This window comes from Nocardioides sp. CPCC 206347, assembly GCF_048654605.1.
Classification (GTDB): Bacteria; Actinomycetota; Actinomycetes; order Propionibacteriales; family Nocardioidaceae; genus Nocardioides.
This window is the reverse complement of the sequence record NZ_JBMCYZ010000002.1, coordinates 593,944-610,356: the sequence shown is the minus strand read 5'-3', so window position 1 is coordinate 610,356 and position 16,413 is coordinate 593,944. Positions and strand designations below refer to the sequence as shown.

Sequence of the window (16,413 nt, the reverse complement as noted above, 5' to 3'; positions counted from 1 at the left end):
CGGAAATACGGCCGCGTCAGCCGCGGGCGAGGAACATCAGCAGGTCGTGCCGGGTGAGCACACCGATCGGCTTGCCGTCCTCGTGCACGAGGACCGCGTCGGCGGACTCGAGCAGCGGCACCGCGTCGGTTGCGTCCTCGGTCGAACCGATCGTCGGCAGCGCGGGCGACATGTGCGCCTCGACCGGGTCGGTCAGCTTCGCCTTGCCGGTGAAGAGGGCGTCGAGCAGCGCCCGCTCGGAGACCGAGCCGGCCACCTCGGCGGCCACGATCGGCGGTTCGGCGCGCACGACCGGCATCTGCGAGACGGCGTACTCCTGCAGGATGGCCACGGCCTCGGCGATGGTCTCGTTCGGGTGCGTGTGCACCAGGGCAGGGAGTCCCCCGGTCTTGCCGTGCAGGATCTCGCCGACCGTCCGGGCCGGGGCGGGCTGGCCGGTGCTGAAGCCGTACTGCGCCAGCCAGTCGTCGTTGAAGACCTTGCTGAGGTAGCCGCGGCCCGAGTCGGGCAGCAGCACCACGATGATCGCGTCGGTCCTGCCCTCGGCGGCCAGCTCGTGCGCCAGCTGACGTGCGGCGAAGGCCGCCATGCCGGAGGAGCCTCCGACGAGCATCTGCTCCTCGCGGGCCAGTCGCCGGGTGAAGGCGAACGAGTCGGCGTCGGAGACCTCGATGACCCGGTCGGCGACGTCCCGGTCGTAGGTCTCGGGCCAGAAGTCCTCGCCGACGCCTTCGACCAGGTACGGGCGACCGGTGCCACCGGAGTAGACGGAACCGGCCGGGTCGGAGCCGACCACCTCGACCGCGGAGTTCTGCTCCTTGAGGTAGCGCCCGACGCCGCTGATCGTGCCGCCGGTGCCCATGCCGGTGACGAAGTGCGTGATCCGTCCCTCGGTCTGGCGCCAGATCTCCGGGCCGGTCTCCTCGTAGTGGGAGCGCGGGTTGTGCGGGTTGGAGTACTGGTCGGGCTTCCAGGCGCCCGGCTGCGAGGCCAGTCGGTCGCTCGCGTTGTAGTAGGAGTCGGGGTGCTCGGGTGCGACGGCCGTCGGGCACACGACGACCTCGGCGCCGTACGCCTTGAGCACGTTGCGCTTGTCCTCACTGACCTTGTCCGGGCACACGAAGATGCACTTGTAGCCCTTCTGCTGCGCGACCATCGCCAGGCCGACACCCGTGTTGCCCGACGTCGGCTCCACGATCGTGCCGCCCGGCTTGAGGGCACCGGACTCCTCGGCCGCCTCGATCATCCGGCTCGCGATCCGGTCCTTCACGGACCCGCCGGGGTTGAGGTACTCGACCTTCGCGAGGACCAGCGGCCCGTCACCGGGCAGGTCCAGGCACTTGTTCAACCGGACGAGCGGGGTGTTCCCGATGAGCTGCAGCAATGACTCGACGTACTCCATGGCCTCACCGTAGCCGCCGCTCCGTAAGGTTGGCGCGTGAGCAAAGCCGCCGCCGCCCGCAAGCTGGCCGCCGCCGCCCTTTACGGCGGAGGTGGCCTGTCCGCACTCGGCGCCGGTCTCTATGGCGTCCTCAGTGCCGAGGCCAAGCTCGCCCGCCGCACGATCGGCCCGGCCCGCGAGGAACCGCCGCCGGACGCGACCGGTTGGTACGGCCGCGGCCGCCCCGGACCGGCGATCAAGATCGCCCTGCTGGGTGACTCGAGCGCAGCGGGCTACGGCGTCGACCGGGTCGAGGAGACGCCCGGTGCACTGATCGCCACGGCCGTCGCCGAGCACGCCAACCGGCGGGTCTACCTCAAGGAGTTCTGCGTCGTCGGCGCCAAGTCCTCCGACCTCGCCCGCCAGGTCGACCGGGCACTTCCGATCGAGCCCGAGGTCACCGTGATCCTGATCGGTGGCAACGACGTCACCCACACGATGCGGCCCTCCCAGTCGGTGCGCTACCTCTCCGAGGGCGTACGACGCCTGATGGATGCCGGGGCGAAGGTCGTCGTCGGCACCTGCCCCGACATGGGCACCGTCCAGCCGATCGCTCCCCCGCTTCGCCAGGTGGCCCGGGCGTGGTCACGCCGTCTCGCCGCGGCGCAGACGATCGCCGTGATCCAGGCCGGTGCTCGCACGGTCTCGCTCGGCGACGTGCTCGGCCCGGAGTTCGCGGCCGCCCCTGCTCTGCTGTTCGGTCCCGACCAGTTCCACCCGTCCGTGGAGGGCTACAAGGCGCTGGCGGGGGTCCTCATCCCGTCCGTCCTGGCCGCACTGGAACAGGTGCCCGCAGCCGAGACCGAGCTCGAGGCGTTCCGAGGCGAAGGCGTGCTCCCGGTCAGCCGGGCCGCGATCCAGGCCGTCAACGAGCCCGGCACGGAGCTGGACGGCACCGAGATCGGCGGGCTCCGGGCCGGCGTCCGTGGCCTGTGGGTCGAGCTGCGGCACCGCCGCAGCCGCCAGCACGTGCCCGGCGAGGCACCCGAGGCCCACGAAATGGCCCACGAGACGACGAAGGCCTCCGCACCCACCAGTGGTGGGCCGGAGGCCGTCGACGGCGACGCGTAGTCGCCGGGCGAATCAGTCCTGCTGGAGGATCGCGAGGATCCGGAGCAGGTTGGTGTAGATCCAGACCAGGCTGACGAGCAGTCCGAAGGACGCACGCCACGACTCGCGCTCGGGGAGGCCAGCGGCCACACCCCGCTCGACGAAGTCGAAGTCGAGGATCAGCATGAAAACACCGAGGACGAGGCCACCGATGGCGAAGATCAGGCCCATCGTGCTGAAGCCGAACAGGCCGAGTCCGTTGCCGAACAGGCCGAGCACGACCTCCATGAGGCTGAGCGCCACCATGCCGAACATCGCTGCGATGACGAACGTGCGGAACTTGTCGCCGACCTTGATGTCGAAGAACTTGTACGCCGCGAGCGTGCCCGCGAACGCAGCGAAGGTGCCGACCACGGCCTGGACGACGACGCCGCCGAACTGGTCGCTGGGGAACATCGCGTCGTAGAACTTGCTCAGCGCACCGAGGGCAACACCCTCGGCCACGGCGAAGGCGATGACCAGCGGCGGGCTGATGACGCGCTTGAACGAGTTGACCAGCGACAGGATGAACGCAGCACCCGAACCGATGATCAGCGCCGCGCTGAGCGTGCCGATCGCTTCGTCGCTGTTGATGTCAGGCGTGAGGAACCACGTGGCAGCGGCGACGACGACCGTGACGGCCAGCGTGATCGCGGTGGACTGGACGACCGAGTCGATCGTCATCCGGCGCCCGCCCTGCGGCGACTCCGTGGTGACGTGACCGGGCTGGGAGTAGCCGTCGTACTGCTGCTGGCCGAATCCCTGGTAGGCGGCGGCGCCGGAGCGGTTGAACTCCTCCGAGCGGTTGAACACCGGGTTGTTGCTGCGCATGATCTCCTCCGCAGGCTTGCGCGTCTGCCGGACTGCCACGGTGGCTGTCTGGTCACGCTGTCGTCTGTACCGCCAGTCTAGGCGGCTCGATGATGGGAAAACGCCCAACCGGGCAGGAACGTTCCCGCGGGGCCCTTCAGCGTGCCGTGATCTGGACGACGACGTCGGAGCCGACCACGACAGGGTGCACCAGGACCCGGCCGCCCTCGCCCGTCTCCCAGGTGCCGTTGGTGATCTCGACGCGGTAGCCGTCGGGGTAGTGGAGGGGGCTGACGAAGATCTCGGTGGGCGCCGCGATCCCGCTGGCGCGGTACCGGTAGGAGAAGGCCCCCGTCGTGGCGTCGAAGCTCATCGCCAGCGGCTCCCCCGCGGTCGCCTGCGCGTAGGTCCGCACCAGCAGCCGCAGCTTCTCCTGCTTGACCGAGGAGAAGTCGGTGTCGTCGTGGAACATCCCCTGGGCATCGTCAGCGGTCGTCGGGTCCTGCCACTGCTTGTAGGCCCAGTGCGACCAGCCCATCAGGTTCCGGTCGGCCACCGCGGCGTCGATCTCGATCGCGCGCAGGTTGTCGGTGGCTCCCCACTCGCTCATCATCGGGGCGGCGTTGATCTTCCGGGCCTGGGCGAGCGCGGTCGTCGTCCGTTCCTGGCTGAACTTCCAGCAGTTCTCCACGTTGCCGAAGGGCAGGCCCTGCGACTCCAGGAACACGTCCTGGCAGTAGTTGTGCCACGAGTAGCCGAGCTGGTCCTCCCCCGCCATCGGCTGGAGGTAGGTCGGTACCTGCCGGCCGGCTGCGAGCTGCTGGGGTTCCCACCAGACGACGTTCTCGGGGTCGACCTGGCGGATGGCCCGGGTGACCTTCTCGAAGGCCGGCTGGAGCTCCTTGACGTAGGCGTTCTCGCAGCCGCCGGTGAAGCACGCGAGCCACTCCAGGCCCATCCACGGCTCGTTCATCAGGTCGTAGCCCATCAGGTGCGGCTGGTCCTTCCACCAACCCGCCGCGACCTGCCACGCCGCTGCCCAGTCGTCCACACCGTGGTGCTTGTTGGCCCAGAACTCGTCGAAGACCAGTGAGTTCTCCGGCGTCCAGTAGCCCATCGGGAACGGCAGGTTGACCGGCGGCAGCAGGCTCAACAGCTTCGGCCGGTGCAGCGCCCAGTCCGGCACGCCCTCGCCGCCGTAGGTCTCGTGCCACTGGTCCTGGTGCATGTCGAGCTGCATCCAGATGCCGCGGTCGGCGAGCAGGTCCATCACCCGCTGCCATCCGTCGCGGTACGCCGGGTCGCCGACGCCGGGAGCGTCCGGTGTCAGTCCTGCCCACAGGGTGCCGAGCCGTACGCCGTTGAACCCGTACTGCGCGAGCCACCTAGCGTCGGCCTCGGTGAAGCCCTCCGCGGTGTCCGGCGGCACGTAAGGATCGAGCTTCCAGACCAGGTTGAAGCCGTGCACGATGACGACCCGTCCGTGCTCGTCCACCAGCCAGCGCCCCTGGCGACGCAGCTGGGGAACGGGGTCCGGCTCCGCTTCCGCCTGAGCCGGTACGACGACCGCTGGCTGCGCGAGCGGTGCCGACTCCTGGGCGCGCGCCGGGCTGAGGCCCGTCAGTGCGCCGGCGAGCAGGGCGACCGCAGCCGCCAGGACGATAGAACGTGTTCCAGTTCGCACGCTCGTTCAACGACGCGGCCGCAGGAAGGTGACCCTCGGGCCGGTCCTCAACCCGCGCGGCGCAGTCGCACCACGGTGTCACGCACGTTCATCGGGCCCTCGGGCATCGCCTGCTCACGGTCCTGCGTCTCGGCGACCTCCACCGTCCACGGCGAGTCGCTGGCATCCACGCCGAGCGCCTCGAGCACCCGCTCGGGCTCGAACAGCAACCCGTCGCCGTGCGAGTGGCGGGCGCCCGAGTCGACGTCGTGAGGGTGGTGTGCGGTGACCAGCAACCGGCCGCCGGGAGCGACCGCCTCGGCGATGCCGCGGTAGATGTCGGTGAAGTCGGGGATCGGGACGTGCAGGAAGCTCACGGTCACGAGGTCGAAGGTGCGGTGGCCCGCAGGGCGCGGGTCGCGCAGGGCGTCGTACAGGCCGATCTTGATGTGACTGGAGACGCCGGCGTCCTCCGCGTGGGTGGCGACCTTCTCCAGGGCGACCTCCGAGACGTCGACAGCCGTGACCTCCCAACCCTGCCGGGCCAGCCAGATGGCATCGCCGCCCTCGCCGCAGGCCACGTCGAGCGCGGTCCCGGGATCGAGGTCGATGGCCTGCTCGACCAGGCGCTGGTTGGGCTTGCCGCTCCAGACGCGGTCGCTGCCGGAGTACCGCTCGTTCCAGGCCTCGGCGCTCAGTGCCTGCCGGAGGGTCTCGAGGTCCTCGTCGTGCGAGTGCTCGTGGTCGTGCGGGTGATCGTGCCTGTGTTCGCGATGGCGCATGGGAACACTGTCCCGTTTCAGGTCAACCTGAAGTCAAGGGGCCACGGTCAGATTCCGAGCGCGCGCGACAGGAGGACCTGGCGCGACCCGGCGCCGGTCTTCGCGAGGAGCGCGCGGAGGTGGTCCTCGGCGGTCGTCGGGGCGATGGTCAGGCGCTCGGCGATGGCCCGCGAGTCCAGTCCGTGCACGGCCAGCCCGAGCACCTCGGTCTCCCGCGGGGACAGTCCGTGCACCCGCGCCAAGAGGTCGGTCCGCTCCGCGCCCGTGGCCGGGCCGATCGACACCGCGATGTCCGCACCCAACCGGGCCGCGCGCACGCTGACCCAGCGGTTCGCTCCGAGGTGCACCCGGGCCGAGGGCTCCCACGGTCGGGCTGCCCCTTCGCGAGCGAGCAGTGCCGCGCCGACGTTGTACGCCGCCGCGGGTACGGGCGGGACCGGTTCCTCCGGCGGCAGCAGGCGGAGCAGCGCCTCGGCGGCGGCATCGGTCTGCGACCGGACCTGGAGGTCGTCGTCGAGCAGCACGATGCCCGGCTCCAGCGGCACCAGGTCCTCGCGGGGATCGACGAAGGTTCGTGCCGCGGCGGCACGCAGCCCGGTCGTCACCACGGGATGAAGGGCCTCGAGCGCGGCCCGTTCCCCGGGCCCGAACGGTGCACCGCCGGTGCGCCAGAGCTCGAGCCAGCCCCAGGCGCCGTACCGGTCCGCGAAGGTCACGCGGACGAGATCGGTGACGTCGAACCTGCCGAGCCATCCGCGCCACTCGTCGAGGTCCGGATCCAGGTAACGCCGCCGGATCACCTCCCGCAGCTGGGCCATCGCTTCTGGCGGGACCGTGGCATGGGGCGAGCTCCCCACGCCGGTCACCGGGTCGGTGAGGGCGAAGACATGGGCGTCGAACGGCACGACCGACCGCACGGTCTCGAGCAGGCGCTCGCGCAACACGCGATCGGACAGCCCGGCCCGACAGTGCTGCTCGGCACGCGCGATCAGGTCCACGTCTGCAGCGTAGGGCCGTTCGAAGGCCCTCAGGATCCCCAGGTTCGGGGATGTTGCGGGGCGCTGCCGGCACGCAGGCTTGCCGCATGACCACCACACTCCACATCGAGAACACCGTCCGCGACTTCGCTGCGTGGAAGCAGGCGTTCGACAAGTTCGACAGGTTCCGTGCCGACAACGGCGTCCGGTCCTACCGCGTCACCCAGTCCACCGACGACCCGCACGAGGTGGTCGTCGACCTCGACTTCGACTCGAAGGGCGCTGCCGAAGCCTTCAGCCAGCTGTTGCTGAAGGTCTGGCAGACACCGCAGTCCCAGCAGCAACTGGTGACGCATTCCGAGCCACGGATCCTGACTCTCGCCGAGTCCCGGACCTTCTGAGTGCGGCGTACGGCTGGTGCCCCCGCTGGGATTCGAACCCAGACTGTGCCGAGTTTAAGTCGGCTTCCTCTGCCAGTTGGGATACGGGGGCGGGCAATCAGCGCGGTCAGCGCTGGTCACAGGTACGTCTGGCGAGGATAGATCGCGTGGGCACCGGCGACCCGGTCGAGGAACAGCAGCCCGTCGGTGTGGTCGATCTCGTGCTGGAGGGCGCGCGCCTCGAAGGCGTCGGTCGCGAACTCGACCTCCTCACCGGTGAGGGGTAGCTGGCCGCGCACGGTGAGGCGCGAGCCGCGCTTCACGTCGCCGGTGAAGTCGGGCACGCTCATGCAGCCCTCGCGGGCCTTCTCGTTGCGGCTCGCCTCGACCACCTCGGCGTTGCAGAGCACGAACGTGCCGTGCAGGGTGCGCGCCTTGGGGTGGTCGGTGACGTCGACGCAGAACATCCGCACGCCGACACCCACCTGGTTGGCGGCCAGGCCCACGCAGCCGGGGCTGACCCGCATCGTGGCGACCAGGTCGGCGGCCAGCTGCACCATGTCGGGTGCCGTCGGGTCGACGTCGGCGCCGCGCGCAGACAGCACTCCCGCGGGCGCGCGGACGACGTCGCGGACGTCGCCCTCGATGCCGAGCTCGGCTTCGGACCACGCAGTCAGTCGCGCGGTCCCTTCCTCCGTGCTCACAGCTCGTCGGCCTCGACAGGACGCAGCGTCGCGGTCACGCCAAGCTCGGCAGCGGCCGCACGGATCGTGGCGCCGAGCGCAGGCTCGTCGACGTCGGACGGCAGGTCGAGCTCGGCCACGAGCAGGTACAGGTCGCCTGCAAGGCGCGTGGTCAGGTCGGTGATGTTGCCGCCGACGGCTGCCACCTCGCCCACGATGGCCGAGACGATGCCCGAACGATCGCCGCCGTGGACGGTCAGCACCCACTGGCTGCCACCGCTGGCGTGCGACGGCTCGTCGGTCACCGGCCGCACGGCGACATCGAGGTCGCCACCTTCGGCCAGGGGCGCGAGGGCCGCCTCGATCTCCGCCCCGCCGGCCGCGCCGCGGCACAGCAGCATCATCGAGAAGTGGCCCCGCAGCAGGGTCATCGTCGTGTCCTCGATGTTGAGCCCGAGCTCGGCAAGGCCGGCCGTGGTGGCCGCGATGATGCCGGGACGGTCGTGGCCGAGGACGGTGACGGCGAAGAGGTCGGTGCTCACGCCGTCATCATTCCAGTAGCCGGGCCTCAGTCGAGGGTGACCTCGACGTCGACGCTGCCCGAGTTGTCGCCGTACGCGCCCGGGACACCCTGGAACGCAAAGCCGTCGGCGAAGCCGAGGTAGAGCGTCTCCGCTCCGTCCGGTACGACGATCTCCTGCTCGTCCCCGTCGTCCGTCTCGCCGTCACCGATGAAGAACACCTCGCCGACGGCCGGCTCCTGGGTCGCTTCGGAGTCCGCGTCACTGAGGTCGACCTGGTCGTCCTGGTCGGGATCCCCGTCCCCGAGGAACACACCCACCAGGAACAGGGTGCGGTCCTCGTGGAGGACGCCGCTGATCCCGTTGAGCGCGGACAGGTTGGTGTTGGCGAAGGTCTCGTTGCCGCCGTCCACCGACTCCGGTGCACAGCCGTCGCAGGCGCCGAGCTCTCCGGACACCGACGGGAAGCGCACCGTGCCTGCCCCGTCGAGGTCGATCTTCAACGGTCGCGTACCGGCGTCGCTGATGGCCGCCTCGGCGCCGTCGTCGGCACCGGCCAGGTAGATGTCTGCGGTGGCCGGCAGTTCGTGCTGCTCGGTCGACCCTCCCCCCGTTAGTACGACGACCGCTGCTGTCGCGCCGACGACGCCGACGGCGATCGCGCCACCCACCGTGGCGATCAGCCCCGTGGACAGGCCGGCGCCACCGCCGACCGTGCCGCCGCCCACCACACCACCCGCAGCACCACCGGCAGCCACTCCGCCGCCGGCCATGCCACCCGCGGCCGCACCGCCCGCCGTCGTACCCCCGATGCCGGTGGCGACCCCGGTCGCGGCGATCCCGCCTGCCGCTGCGGCGCCCGTGGCGGCCGAGCTGGAACCCGCCAGCACCACGACCGATGTCGCCGCGAGGCCGGTCCCGAGGCCTCCGAGAACGGCCAGTCGTCGCCAGTCCGGGCCGTGCCGGGACTCGGCGAGGGCCCGGAGCGCCTCGAGCGCGGCACCGGCCGGGGGCCGGGCGGCGGGGTCGACGGAGAGTGCGGGGCCGAGCAACCAGGCGAAGGCAGGATCCAGGTCGGCCGCCGTCGGCGGCAGGACCACCGCCCCGCGGACCAGGTGCGCAATGACGGCCGCCGCCGCGAAGACATCGCTGGCCGGGCCTGCTTGCTGGCCGACGAGCAGCTCCGGTGCCGCGTAGGCCTGGCTCGGTTCCGCTGCACCGAAGATCCACACGCCACCCTCGGCGGTCAGCAGGACACTGTGGGGTCCGAGCCGGCCGTGGACCGCTCCAGTGCCGTGCATCTGGGTCAGGCCGGTCAACATGCCGTCCGCCACACCGAACACCTGCGGCTCGGTGAACCGGGCACCCGTCGCGAGGATGCGTTCGAGCACGATGCCGTCGATCGACTGCGCCATGGTTCGCACGCTAGGACGACTCTGCCCCGGCGTCAGACGAACACCCAGATTGGGTCGATTCAGACCAGCAACTCAGACCAGCGACCAGGCGATGCCGTCGAGGATGTCCGTCTCCGCCACCGTCATCGAGCCGACGGAGACGCGGGCAAGGACGCGCGAGACGATGAGGGCTCCGGCGTCGATCACGTCGGCCCGGCCCGGGTGCATCCAGCCCAGGTCGCGGCGTTGCGCGACCGTCATGGCCAGCAGTCGGTCGACGAGCGCCTGCACGTCGCTGACGGGCAGGACCTGGCCGTGGATCAGGTTCCGGTCGTAGGCGGCCAGGCCGAGGGTTCCGGCCGCGATGGTCGTGTTCGTGCCCGCGACGCCGATCACGACGGCCGCGACCGCGGGGTCGACGGGCGACGCGTCCAGCGCAGCGTCGATGTCGGCGACGATCGCGGCGATCTCGTCGGCCGTGACCGGGTCGTGCCGGACGTGTCGTTCGTGGAGGCGGACGGAGCCGATGTCCATGGAGTGTGCAGCCGTGGGGCCGGTCGCCAGGTCCCCCAGGATGAGCTCGGTCGAACCGCCACCTACGTCGACGACCAGCGCCGGCGAGGCGAGGTCGGACCCCGCAAGGCCGCGTACCGCGCCGCCGAAGGCCAGCCGCGCCTCCTCCAGCCCGGTCAGCACCTCGGGCTCGACCCCGAGCCGGGCCACGACGCCCGTGGTGAACTCGGCTGCGTTCTCGGCATCACGCGACGCCGAGGTCGCGCAGAACCGGATCCGCTCGACACCCGCCTCGCGGATGATCCCGGCGAACTCGTCGATGGCGGTGAACGCCCGCTCCAGCGCTTCGGGAGCCAGCCGGCCGGTCGCGTCGACGCCCTGGCCGAGCCGGATCATCCGGCTCTCGCGGCGTACTCCGGCGGGATCGCCGACCGGGTCGCCGACCAGCAGCTTGATCGTGTTGGTGCCGCAGTCGATCGCGGCAATGACGTCAGTCATCCGAGACGGAGACGCACGGCCCCTTGGCCCACCAGTCGCCGAGGATCTCGAGCACCTCGTCGCCGAGCGGGTTGACGCCGGGCCCGGCGGCGAGCGAGTGACCAGCCAGTACGTGGAGGCACTTGACCCGGTCCGGCATGCCGCCCGCGGAGATGCCCTCGATCTCCGGCACCTCCAGGTCGCAGGAGACACGGATCGCTTCACGGTCGGCGAGGTACGCCTCGTGCGCGGCCCGATAGGCCGCAGCGAGCTCGGGGTCGGTGCCGAGGCGGTCCTGCATCTCCTTCATCAACCCGGACGCCTCGAGCGTCCCGATCCGGGAGTTCACCCGCGGGCAGGTGAGGTAGTACGTCGTCGGGAACGGGGTCCCGTTCGGCAGCCGCGGTTCGGTGCTGACCACGTCGGGGTTCCCGCACGGGCAGCGATGCCCGATGGCGTGGATCCCGCGCGGCACCCGACCGAGCTGTGCCGCGATCACGGCCACATCGGTGTCGCTGGCGGCAGTCACTCGTCCAGATCCTCCTTGGGCGCCTCGATCTTGTCCTTGGGCGCACGCACCTTCGTCGGCGGGTTGCCGGCGATCTTCATCGAGTCCCACGCGTCCTCGTACCAGACCTGGGCATCCGGGTCCTCGACCGTCGAGGTGTCGCCGAGCTCGGCCGAGGCATCCAGCGGCTCGCCGTTCTCGTCCACGACCACGAACGGGGTCTCTCCCCGGTCGACGTACCCGAAGCGGGCGCGCGCCTGCTGGGCGACGTACGACGGGTCCTGCCAGCGCTCCTTCTCCTTCTCGAGGTCGTCGATGTTCGACTCCCGCTCGAGGATCTGGCTCTCGAGCGCCTCGATGTGGGTGCGCTGCTGGAGGTAGGCCCGCAGGGACGACGCGTAGGAGACGGCCAGCACCGCCAGCACGAGCACCAGGATCGCCGCCCGGCCGGTCAGCCGCGACTTCTTCTGGTGCTCCGCGCGGGCGCGGTCGAGCGCGGCCTGCCGGTCACGCGCAGCAAGCTTGCGCTCGACCTTGAGGCGCTCGGCGTACCGCGGTCCGGACCGACCCGAGGTGGGGCGGCCCGGCTTGCGGGACGTTCGGCGCTCCTCTGCCATGGGTCGGTCCGGCTTCAGCCCTGGTAGCGGGGGAAGGCGGCAGCGCCGGCGTAGCGGGCAGCGTCACCGAGCTCGTCCTCGATGCGCAGCAGCTGGTTGTACTTGGCGACCCGCTCGGACCGGGCCGGGGCGCCGGTCTTGATCTGGCCGCAGTTCGTCGCGACCGCGAGGTCGGCGATCGTGGTGTCCTCGGTCTCGCCCGAACGGTGGCTCATCATGCAGCGGTAGCCGTTGCGCTGGGCGAGCTCGACGGAGTCCAGGGTCTCGGTGAGCGAGCCGATCTGGTTGACCTTCACCAGCAGCGAGTTGGCCTGGCCGCCCGTGATGCCGCGCTGCAGCCGCTCGACGTTGGTGACGAACAGGTCGTCGCCGACGAGCTGGGTCTTGGTGCCGAGCTCGTCGGTGATGGCCTTCCAGCCGTCCCAGTCGTCCTCGTCCAGCGGGTCCTCGATGCTGACGATCGGGTACGCCGCGACGAGCTCGGCGTAGTAGGCCGTCATCTCGGCTGCCGTCTTCTGCGCGCCTTCGAACGTGTAGGAGCCGTTCTCGCAGAACTCGGACGCGGCGACGTCGAGCGCGAGCGCGATGTCCTTGCCCAGGACGTAGCCGGCCTTGCCGATCGCCTCGGCGATCAGGTCGAGCGCCGCCCGGTTGGACTCGAGGTCGGGCGCGAAGCCACCCTCGTCGCCGACGGCGGTGGCCAGTCCACGACTCTTCAGCACCGCCTTGAGCTCGTGGTAGACCTCGGTGCCCATCCGCAGGGCCTCACGGAAGGTCGGCGCACCGATCGGCGCGATCATGAACTCCTGGATGTCCACGTTGGTGTCGGCGTGCGCACCACCGTTGAGGATGTTCATCATCGGCACGGGCAGCAGGTGCGCGTTGGGTCCGCCGACGTAGCGGTAGAGCGGCAGCTGCGCGGAGTCCGCGGCAGCGCGGGCCACGGCCAGCGAGACACCGAGGATCGCGTTCGCGCCGACGGTCGCCTTGTTGGGCGTGCCGTCGATCTCGAGCATGGTCTGGTCGATCAGGCGCTGGTCGGCCGCGTCGAGTCCCTCGATGGCCGGGCCGAGCTTCTGGATGACGGCCAGGACCGCCTGCTCGACGCCCTTGCCGGCGTACCGCTCGCCGCCGTCGCGGAGCTCGACCGCCTCGAAGGCGCCGGTGGAGGCGCCGCTCGGCACCGCCGCACGCGCAAAGGATCCGTCGTCGAGAAGGACCTCGACCTCGACGGTGGGGTTGCCGCGCGAATCAAGGATCTCGCGGGCTCCGACGGCTTCGATCGCTGCCACGTGTACTGCTCCTGAGGTGCTGGGACGGTGCTGACGGGGGACGGTGTCGTCCACGTCAGCCTAGACCGCACCGGGCACCAGACCGGGCAGCACCCACCGGGCGTTCCCCGGACGTACGACGCCCGGAGCCGCCATGCTGGCCCTGTGCCCTCGTCCGACACCCCAGCACAGCCGCCCCCGACGCCGCGTCGCCCCCACCGCGTGTACGACGTCGGCGTGGACGCCGAGGCCCGCGACTCGCTTGCGAACGAGCGCACCTTCCTGGCGTGGGTGCGTACCTCGCTCGCCCTGGTGGCGGGCGCTGTCGCGGTCGCCTCACCGGCACTGGAGTTCTCGACCACGTCCCGGGTACTGCTGTCCCTGGGCCTGCTCACGGTCAGCGCCGCGGCGCTCGGCGTCGGCTGGCACCGGTGGAGCCGGATGGAGATCGCGCTTCGCACCGGCGGACCGCGACCGGGCTTCACCGGCGGGCTGGTGTTCCTGCTGTCGCTCGGCGTCCTGCTGGCCGCTGCCCTGGTGGCGGGCGTGCTCGGCCGTTGATCAGGCGCCGGGCGACTCCGGCACGACACCGAAGACGACGCCGAACAGGCGACCGCACCGGGAGGTCATCTCCTCGGGCGTCACGTCGGGATGCTCGATCCACCAGGTGACGAGTGCGCTGAACACGCTGCTCCACACCGCCGTCAACGCCTCGAGGTCGAGCGGGTCGTGGTCCCCGGCGAGCGTGAGCAACTGGCCGACCCCGACGATCGCGATGTCCTCCAGCCGGCGCCGGTAGGAGCCGAGGAGGGCGAGGCCGATCTCCGGGGCGGTCGGGTCGTTGGCGATGCGCCACATCCACGGACGGCCCGCCAGCACCTTGAACACGCCATCCAGCGTGGCCAGCGCACGGTCGATGCCGACGACGTCCAGCTGCGCGGTCCGCTCGATCTCGGCGACCAGCAGCTCCGAGGCGACCTGCAGGCAGCGCTCGAAGAGACCGTCCTTGGAACCGAAGTAGTTGTAGATCAGTGGCTTGGAGATCCCGGCCTGATCCGCGATGTCGGCGACCGACGTGGCGGTGAAGCCGTGCTCGGCGAAGACCCGGCCCGCCACGTCGAGGATCTGCTGTTCGCGATCCGCGCGGGCAACGCCCTTGGTGCCGGAGCGGCGTGCCGACGCGTTGGCCGACGTGGCGGAGCTCATGTCCCGACCCTAGCCGATGAATTGACTTCGTGGTAACTTACTCCCGAGTCACATCAAGGAGACGTCATGGAGAACCTGCTCGATCCGATGAAGAACCCGGTCACCTACGCGATCCCGTTCTTCCTGCTCACCCTTCTCATCGAGCTCGCCGCTCTCAAGTGGCTCGACCACGACGATCCCGTCACCGGCCAGCCCCCGACCGGCTACCTCGGCAAGGACACCCGCACCAGCCTGTCCATGGGACTGATCTCCCTGGTCTTCACGTTGTTGTTCAAGGTCGGCTCGTTCCTCGTCTACTCCCTGGCCTTCGTGCACCTGGCGCCGTTCCACCTGCCCACCGACGCGTGGTGGTACTGGCCCCTGGTGCTGCTCGGCGTCGACCTCGGCTTCTACCTCTCACACCGCTTCGTGCACCGCGTCAACGTCGGCTGGGCGGCCCACCAGGCCCACCACTCGAGCGAGTACATGAACTTCGGGACGGCGCTGCGCCAGAAGTGGAACCCCTGGTTCGAGTTCTTCTTCTGGCTGCCGCTGCCCTTCCTCGGCTTCTCGCCGTGGACGATCTACGTCGCCTTCGGCTTCAACCTGATCTTCCAGTTCTTCGTGCACACCGAGACCATCGGCAAGCTGCCGCGGCCGATCGAGCTGGTGTTCAACACGCCCTCGCACCACCGGGTGCACCACGGGTCCGACCCGGAGTACCTCGACAAGAACTACGCCGGAATGCTGATCATCTGGGACCGCATGTTCGGCACCTTCCAGCCCGAGCTGCACCGCCCGACGTACGGCCTGACCAAGAAGGTCGAGACCTACAACCTGCTCAAGCTCCAGTACGGCGACTACGCACAGATCACCCGCAACGTCCGGGCCGCCGACAACTGGCGCGACAAGGCGGGCTACCTGTTCGGCCCGCCCGGATGGGAGCCGTCGGCCGCCCGGAAGGCGTCGGTGTAGCCGCGCTCAGGCTTCGAGGCCGAGCTCGGCCATCCGTGCCATGTGCCGCTCGGTGAGCCGCGTGAACATCCGGCCGAGGGAGGCCAGGTCCAGTCCGGGGCGGTCCACGCCGCCCGCGAGCAGCGCCGAGAGGGCGTCCCGATCAGCCGCCACGCGCTGCGCCTGCGTGAGCGCCTCCCCCATCAGGCGCCGGCCCCACAGGGCCAGCCGCCCACCGAGCCGCGGGTCCTCGACGATGCCGGCGCGCACGCGGTCGACGACGAACGCCGCATGGGTGCCCTCCTCCATGGAGGACACGACGAGGTCGCGGGTCACGGGGTCGAGGTAGGCCGCGATCTCGCGGTAGAAGTCGTTGGCGAGCCCGTCGCCGACGTACGCCTTGACCAGGCCCTCGTACCAGTCGGCCGGGGCAGTGTGACCGTGGAACTCGTCGATCGGCGTGCTGAACGGCGCCATCGCGTCGAACGGGTCGGCACCGAAGGACCGGATCCGGTCGTGCAGGCGATGCACCTTCGCGAGCTCGACGCTCGCCATCGTCGCGAGGTCGACCTTGTCGGGCAGCGTCGGCGCGAGCTTGGCGTCCTCGGCGAGCCGCTCGAAGGCGGAGATCTCGCCGTACGCGATCGCTCCCAGCAGGTCGACCACCGCCTCGCGGTAAGCGGGATCGGTGTCGGGCACCGGGTTGGCCACGGGGGCGGGCGCGTCGACGGATTCAGCCATGGGTGCAGGCTACAAGCCGACCTGGCCGGGCGCGTCTCCGCCACTGAGGCAGGCAGCAAGCTGCCGTCGATGGCCCTCGCCGCGCTGCCGGCCGGTAGAGTAGGAAGCGCGAGCGCCTGCCCGAACCGCCCCACGTCCCCGTGGAGGCCGAACGAGACGGCCCGCCGGGCAACCTGCCCACGTATGTGCGCGGCTGAGTGTGAAACAGCCGCATTGATTTCTGGCGCCTGCCACACCGGCTGACGACACTCACGAAAGCGACACGGCCCTGAGCACTTCCACGAACGAACCCACCAGCGAAGTCACGACCGAAGAGGTCCTGGCGGCTGGCATCGAAACCCTCACCGAGGAGCAGGTCGAGGTGGTCCCCGGGATCACCTTCCGCGACCTCGGCGTCCATGGCGAGA

At 70.4% G+C, this 16,413-nt stretch carries 18 protein-coding genes and 1 tRNA gene; 4 read left to right on the top strand and 15 right to left on the bottom strand.

Going from position 1 to position 16,413, the window contains the following annotated elements; translation table 11 throughout:
- Window positions 1–16: 16 nt before the first annotated feature.
- Window positions 17–1,402, bottom strand: a complete 1,386-nt coding sequence (locus ACOACQ_RS09330; RefSeq protein WP_420288120.1) for a cystathionine beta-synthase — start codon at window positions 1,400–1,402, stop codon at window positions 17–19.
- A 36-nt stretch (window positions 1,403–1,438) separates the two neighbouring features.
- On the opposite strand from ACOACQ_RS09330, the gene ACOACQ_RS09325 reads away from it, so the two are divergent.
- Entirely contained in the window at window positions 1,439–2,512 is a 1,074-nt protein-coding gene (locus ACOACQ_RS09325; protein WP_378598268.1) for an SGNH/GDSL hydrolase family protein, read from the top strand.
- A gap of 12 nt (window positions 2,513–2,524) precedes the next feature.
- Here the strand turns inward: ACOACQ_RS09325 and ACOACQ_RS09320 are convergent, their stop codons facing one another.
- The 4 genes from ACOACQ_RS09320 to ACOACQ_RS09305 form a co-directional block, all read right to left on the bottom strand.
- Window positions 2,525–3,400 carry a Bax inhibitor-1/YccA family membrane protein gene (locus ACOACQ_RS09320; protein WP_420288119.1) on the bottom strand — a complete coding sequence of 292 codons (876 nt, stop codon included), beginning with the start codon at window positions 3,398–3,400 and terminating at the stop codon, window positions 2,525–2,527.
- Window positions 3,401–3,497: 97 nt separating this feature from the next.
- Window positions 3,498–5,024 (bottom strand): cellulase family glycosylhydrolase, encoded by a 1,527-nt coding sequence (locus ACOACQ_RS09315; RefSeq protein WP_420288118.1) that lies wholly within the window; start codon window positions 5,022–5,024, stop codon window positions 3,498–3,500.
- Between the two features lie 47 nt (window positions 5,025–5,071).
- Complete coding sequence (locus ACOACQ_RS09310; RefSeq protein WP_378598260.1) at window positions 5,072–5,785, bottom strand: class I SAM-dependent methyltransferase; 714 nt, start codon at window positions 5,783–5,785, stop codon at window positions 5,072–5,074.
- 47 nt (window positions 5,786–5,832) lie between these two features.
- On the bottom strand, window positions 5,833–6,783 hold the full coding sequence (locus ACOACQ_RS09305) for a helix-turn-helix transcriptional regulator (RefSeq protein ID WP_420288117.1): 951 nt from the start codon (window positions 6,781–6,783) through the stop codon (window positions 5,833–5,835).
- 86 nt (window positions 6,784–6,869) lie between these two features.
- Here ACOACQ_RS09305 and ACOACQ_RS09300 point away from each other — a divergent pair, with 86 nt between their 5' ends.
- Window positions 6,870–7,163 (top strand): antibiotic biosynthesis monooxygenase, encoded by a 294-nt coding sequence (locus ACOACQ_RS09300; protein WP_420288116.1) that lies wholly within the window; start codon window positions 6,870–6,872, stop codon window positions 7,161–7,163.
- 14 nt (window positions 7,164–7,177) lie between these two features.
- Here ACOACQ_RS09300 and ACOACQ_RS09295 read toward each other — a convergent pair.
- The 8 genes from ACOACQ_RS09295 to eno form a co-directional block, all read right to left on the bottom strand.
- Window positions 7,178–7,254 (bottom strand) — tRNA-Leu (locus tag ACOACQ_RS09295).
- Between the two features lie 25 nt (window positions 7,255–7,279).
- Entirely contained in the window at window positions 7,280–7,846 is a 567-nt protein-coding gene (locus ACOACQ_RS09290) for a peptide deformylase (RefSeq protein WP_420288115.1), read from the bottom strand.
- Window positions 7,843–8,367 carry a glycine cleavage system protein R gene (locus ACOACQ_RS09285; RefSeq protein WP_420288114.1) on the bottom strand — a complete coding sequence of 175 codons (525 nt, stop codon included), beginning with the start codon at window positions 8,365–8,367 and terminating at the stop codon, window positions 7,843–7,845. The genes ACOACQ_RS09290 and ACOACQ_RS09285 overlap by 4 nt, the downstream gene beginning before the upstream one ends.
- A gap of 26 nt (window positions 8,368–8,393) precedes the next feature.
- Window positions 8,394–9,761, bottom strand: coding sequence for a hypothetical protein (locus ACOACQ_RS09280; RefSeq protein ID WP_420288113.1), 1,368 nt, complete (start codon window positions 9,759–9,761; stop codon window positions 8,394–8,396).
- Window positions 9,762–9,833: 72 nt separating this feature from the next.
- Window positions 9,834–10,751, bottom strand: coding sequence for an exopolyphosphatase (locus tag ACOACQ_RS09275; protein ID WP_420288112.1), 918 nt, complete (start codon window positions 10,749–10,751; stop codon window positions 9,834–9,836).
- Window positions 10,744–11,259 carry a DUF501 domain-containing protein gene (locus ACOACQ_RS09270; protein WP_378598246.1) on the bottom strand — a complete coding sequence of 172 codons (516 nt, stop codon included), beginning with the start codon at window positions 11,257–11,259 and terminating at the stop codon, window positions 10,744–10,746. The genes ACOACQ_RS09275 and ACOACQ_RS09270 overlap by 8 nt, the downstream gene beginning before the upstream one ends.
- On the bottom strand, window positions 11,256–11,855 hold the full coding sequence (locus tag ACOACQ_RS09265) for an FtsB family cell division protein (RefSeq protein ID WP_378598244.1): 600 nt from the start codon (window positions 11,853–11,855) through the stop codon (window positions 11,256–11,258). Before ACOACQ_RS09265 ends, ACOACQ_RS09270 begins: the two co-directional genes overlap by 4 nt.
- Before the next feature lie 14 nt (window positions 11,856–11,869).
- Window positions 11,870–13,147: a phosphopyruvate hydratase gene (gene eno, locus ACOACQ_RS09260; protein ID WP_378598242.1), complete on the bottom strand. Its 1,278-nt coding sequence runs from the start codon at window positions 13,145–13,147 to the stop codon at window positions 11,870–11,872.
- 144 nt (window positions 13,148–13,291) lie between these two features.
- Here eno and ACOACQ_RS09255 point away from each other — a divergent pair, with 144 nt between their 5' ends.
- Window positions 13,292–13,687: a YidH family protein gene (locus ACOACQ_RS09255; protein ID WP_378598240.1), complete on the top strand. Its 396-nt coding sequence runs from the start codon at window positions 13,292–13,294 to the stop codon at window positions 13,685–13,687.
- Here the strand turns inward: ACOACQ_RS09255 and ACOACQ_RS09250 are convergent, their stop codons facing one another.
- Window positions 13,688–14,332, bottom strand: a complete 645-nt coding sequence (locus ACOACQ_RS09250; RefSeq protein ID WP_420288111.1) for a TetR/AcrR family transcriptional regulator — start codon at window positions 14,330–14,332, stop codon at window positions 13,688–13,690. It lies immediately after the preceding gene.
- Between the two features lie 66 nt (window positions 14,333–14,398).
- On the opposite strand from ACOACQ_RS09250, the gene ACOACQ_RS09245 reads away from it, so the two are divergent.
- Window positions 14,399–15,286 carry a sterol desaturase family protein gene (locus ACOACQ_RS09245; protein ID WP_420288110.1) on the top strand — a complete coding sequence of 296 codons (888 nt, stop codon included), beginning with the start codon at window positions 14,399–14,401 and terminating at the stop codon, window positions 15,284–15,286.
- Window positions 15,287–15,292: 6 nt separating this feature from the next.
- Here the strand turns inward: ACOACQ_RS09245 and ACOACQ_RS09240 are convergent, their stop codons facing one another.
- Window positions 15,293–16,006 (bottom strand): ferritin-like fold-containing protein, encoded by a 714-nt coding sequence (locus tag ACOACQ_RS09240; RefSeq protein WP_420288109.1) that lies wholly within the window; start codon window positions 16,004–16,006, stop codon window positions 15,293–15,295.
- Window positions 16,007–16,413 lie beyond the last annotated feature (407 nt).

Coding starts and splice junctions, on each gene's coding strand:
- ACOACQ_RS09280 (WP_420288113.1), bottom strand. CDS start 9,761: ATGGCGCAGTCGATCGACGGCATCGTGCTCGAACGCATCCTCGCGACG.
- ACOACQ_RS09275 (WP_420288112.1), bottom strand. CDS start 10,751: ATGACTGACGTCATTGCCGCGATCGACTGCGGCACCAACACGATCAAG.
- ACOACQ_RS09330 (WP_420288120.1), bottom strand. CDS start 1,402: ATGGAGTACGTCGAGTCATTGCTGCAGCTCATCGGGAACACCCCGCTC.
- ACOACQ_RS09265 (WP_378598244.1), bottom strand. CDS start 11,855: ATGGCAGAGGAGCGCCGAACGTCCCGCAAGCCGGGCCGCCCCACCTCG.
- ACOACQ_RS09245 (WP_420288110.1), top strand. CDS start 14,399: ATGGAGAACCTGCTCGATCCGATGAAGAACCCGGTCACCTACGCGATC.
- ACOACQ_RS09240 (WP_420288109.1), bottom strand. CDS start 16,006: ATGGCTGAATCCGTCGACGCGCCCGCCCCCGTGGCCAACCCGGTGCCC.
- ACOACQ_RS09310 (WP_378598260.1), bottom strand. CDS start 5,785: ATGCGCCATCGCGAACACAGGCACGATCACCCGCACGACCACGAGCAC.
- ACOACQ_RS09250 (WP_420288111.1), bottom strand. CDS start 14,332: ATGAGCTCCGCCACGTCGGCCAACGCGTCGGCACGCCGCTCCGGCACC.
- ACOACQ_RS09300 (WP_420288116.1), top strand. CDS start 6,870: ATGACCACCACACTCCACATCGAGAACACCGTCCGCGACTTCGCTGCG.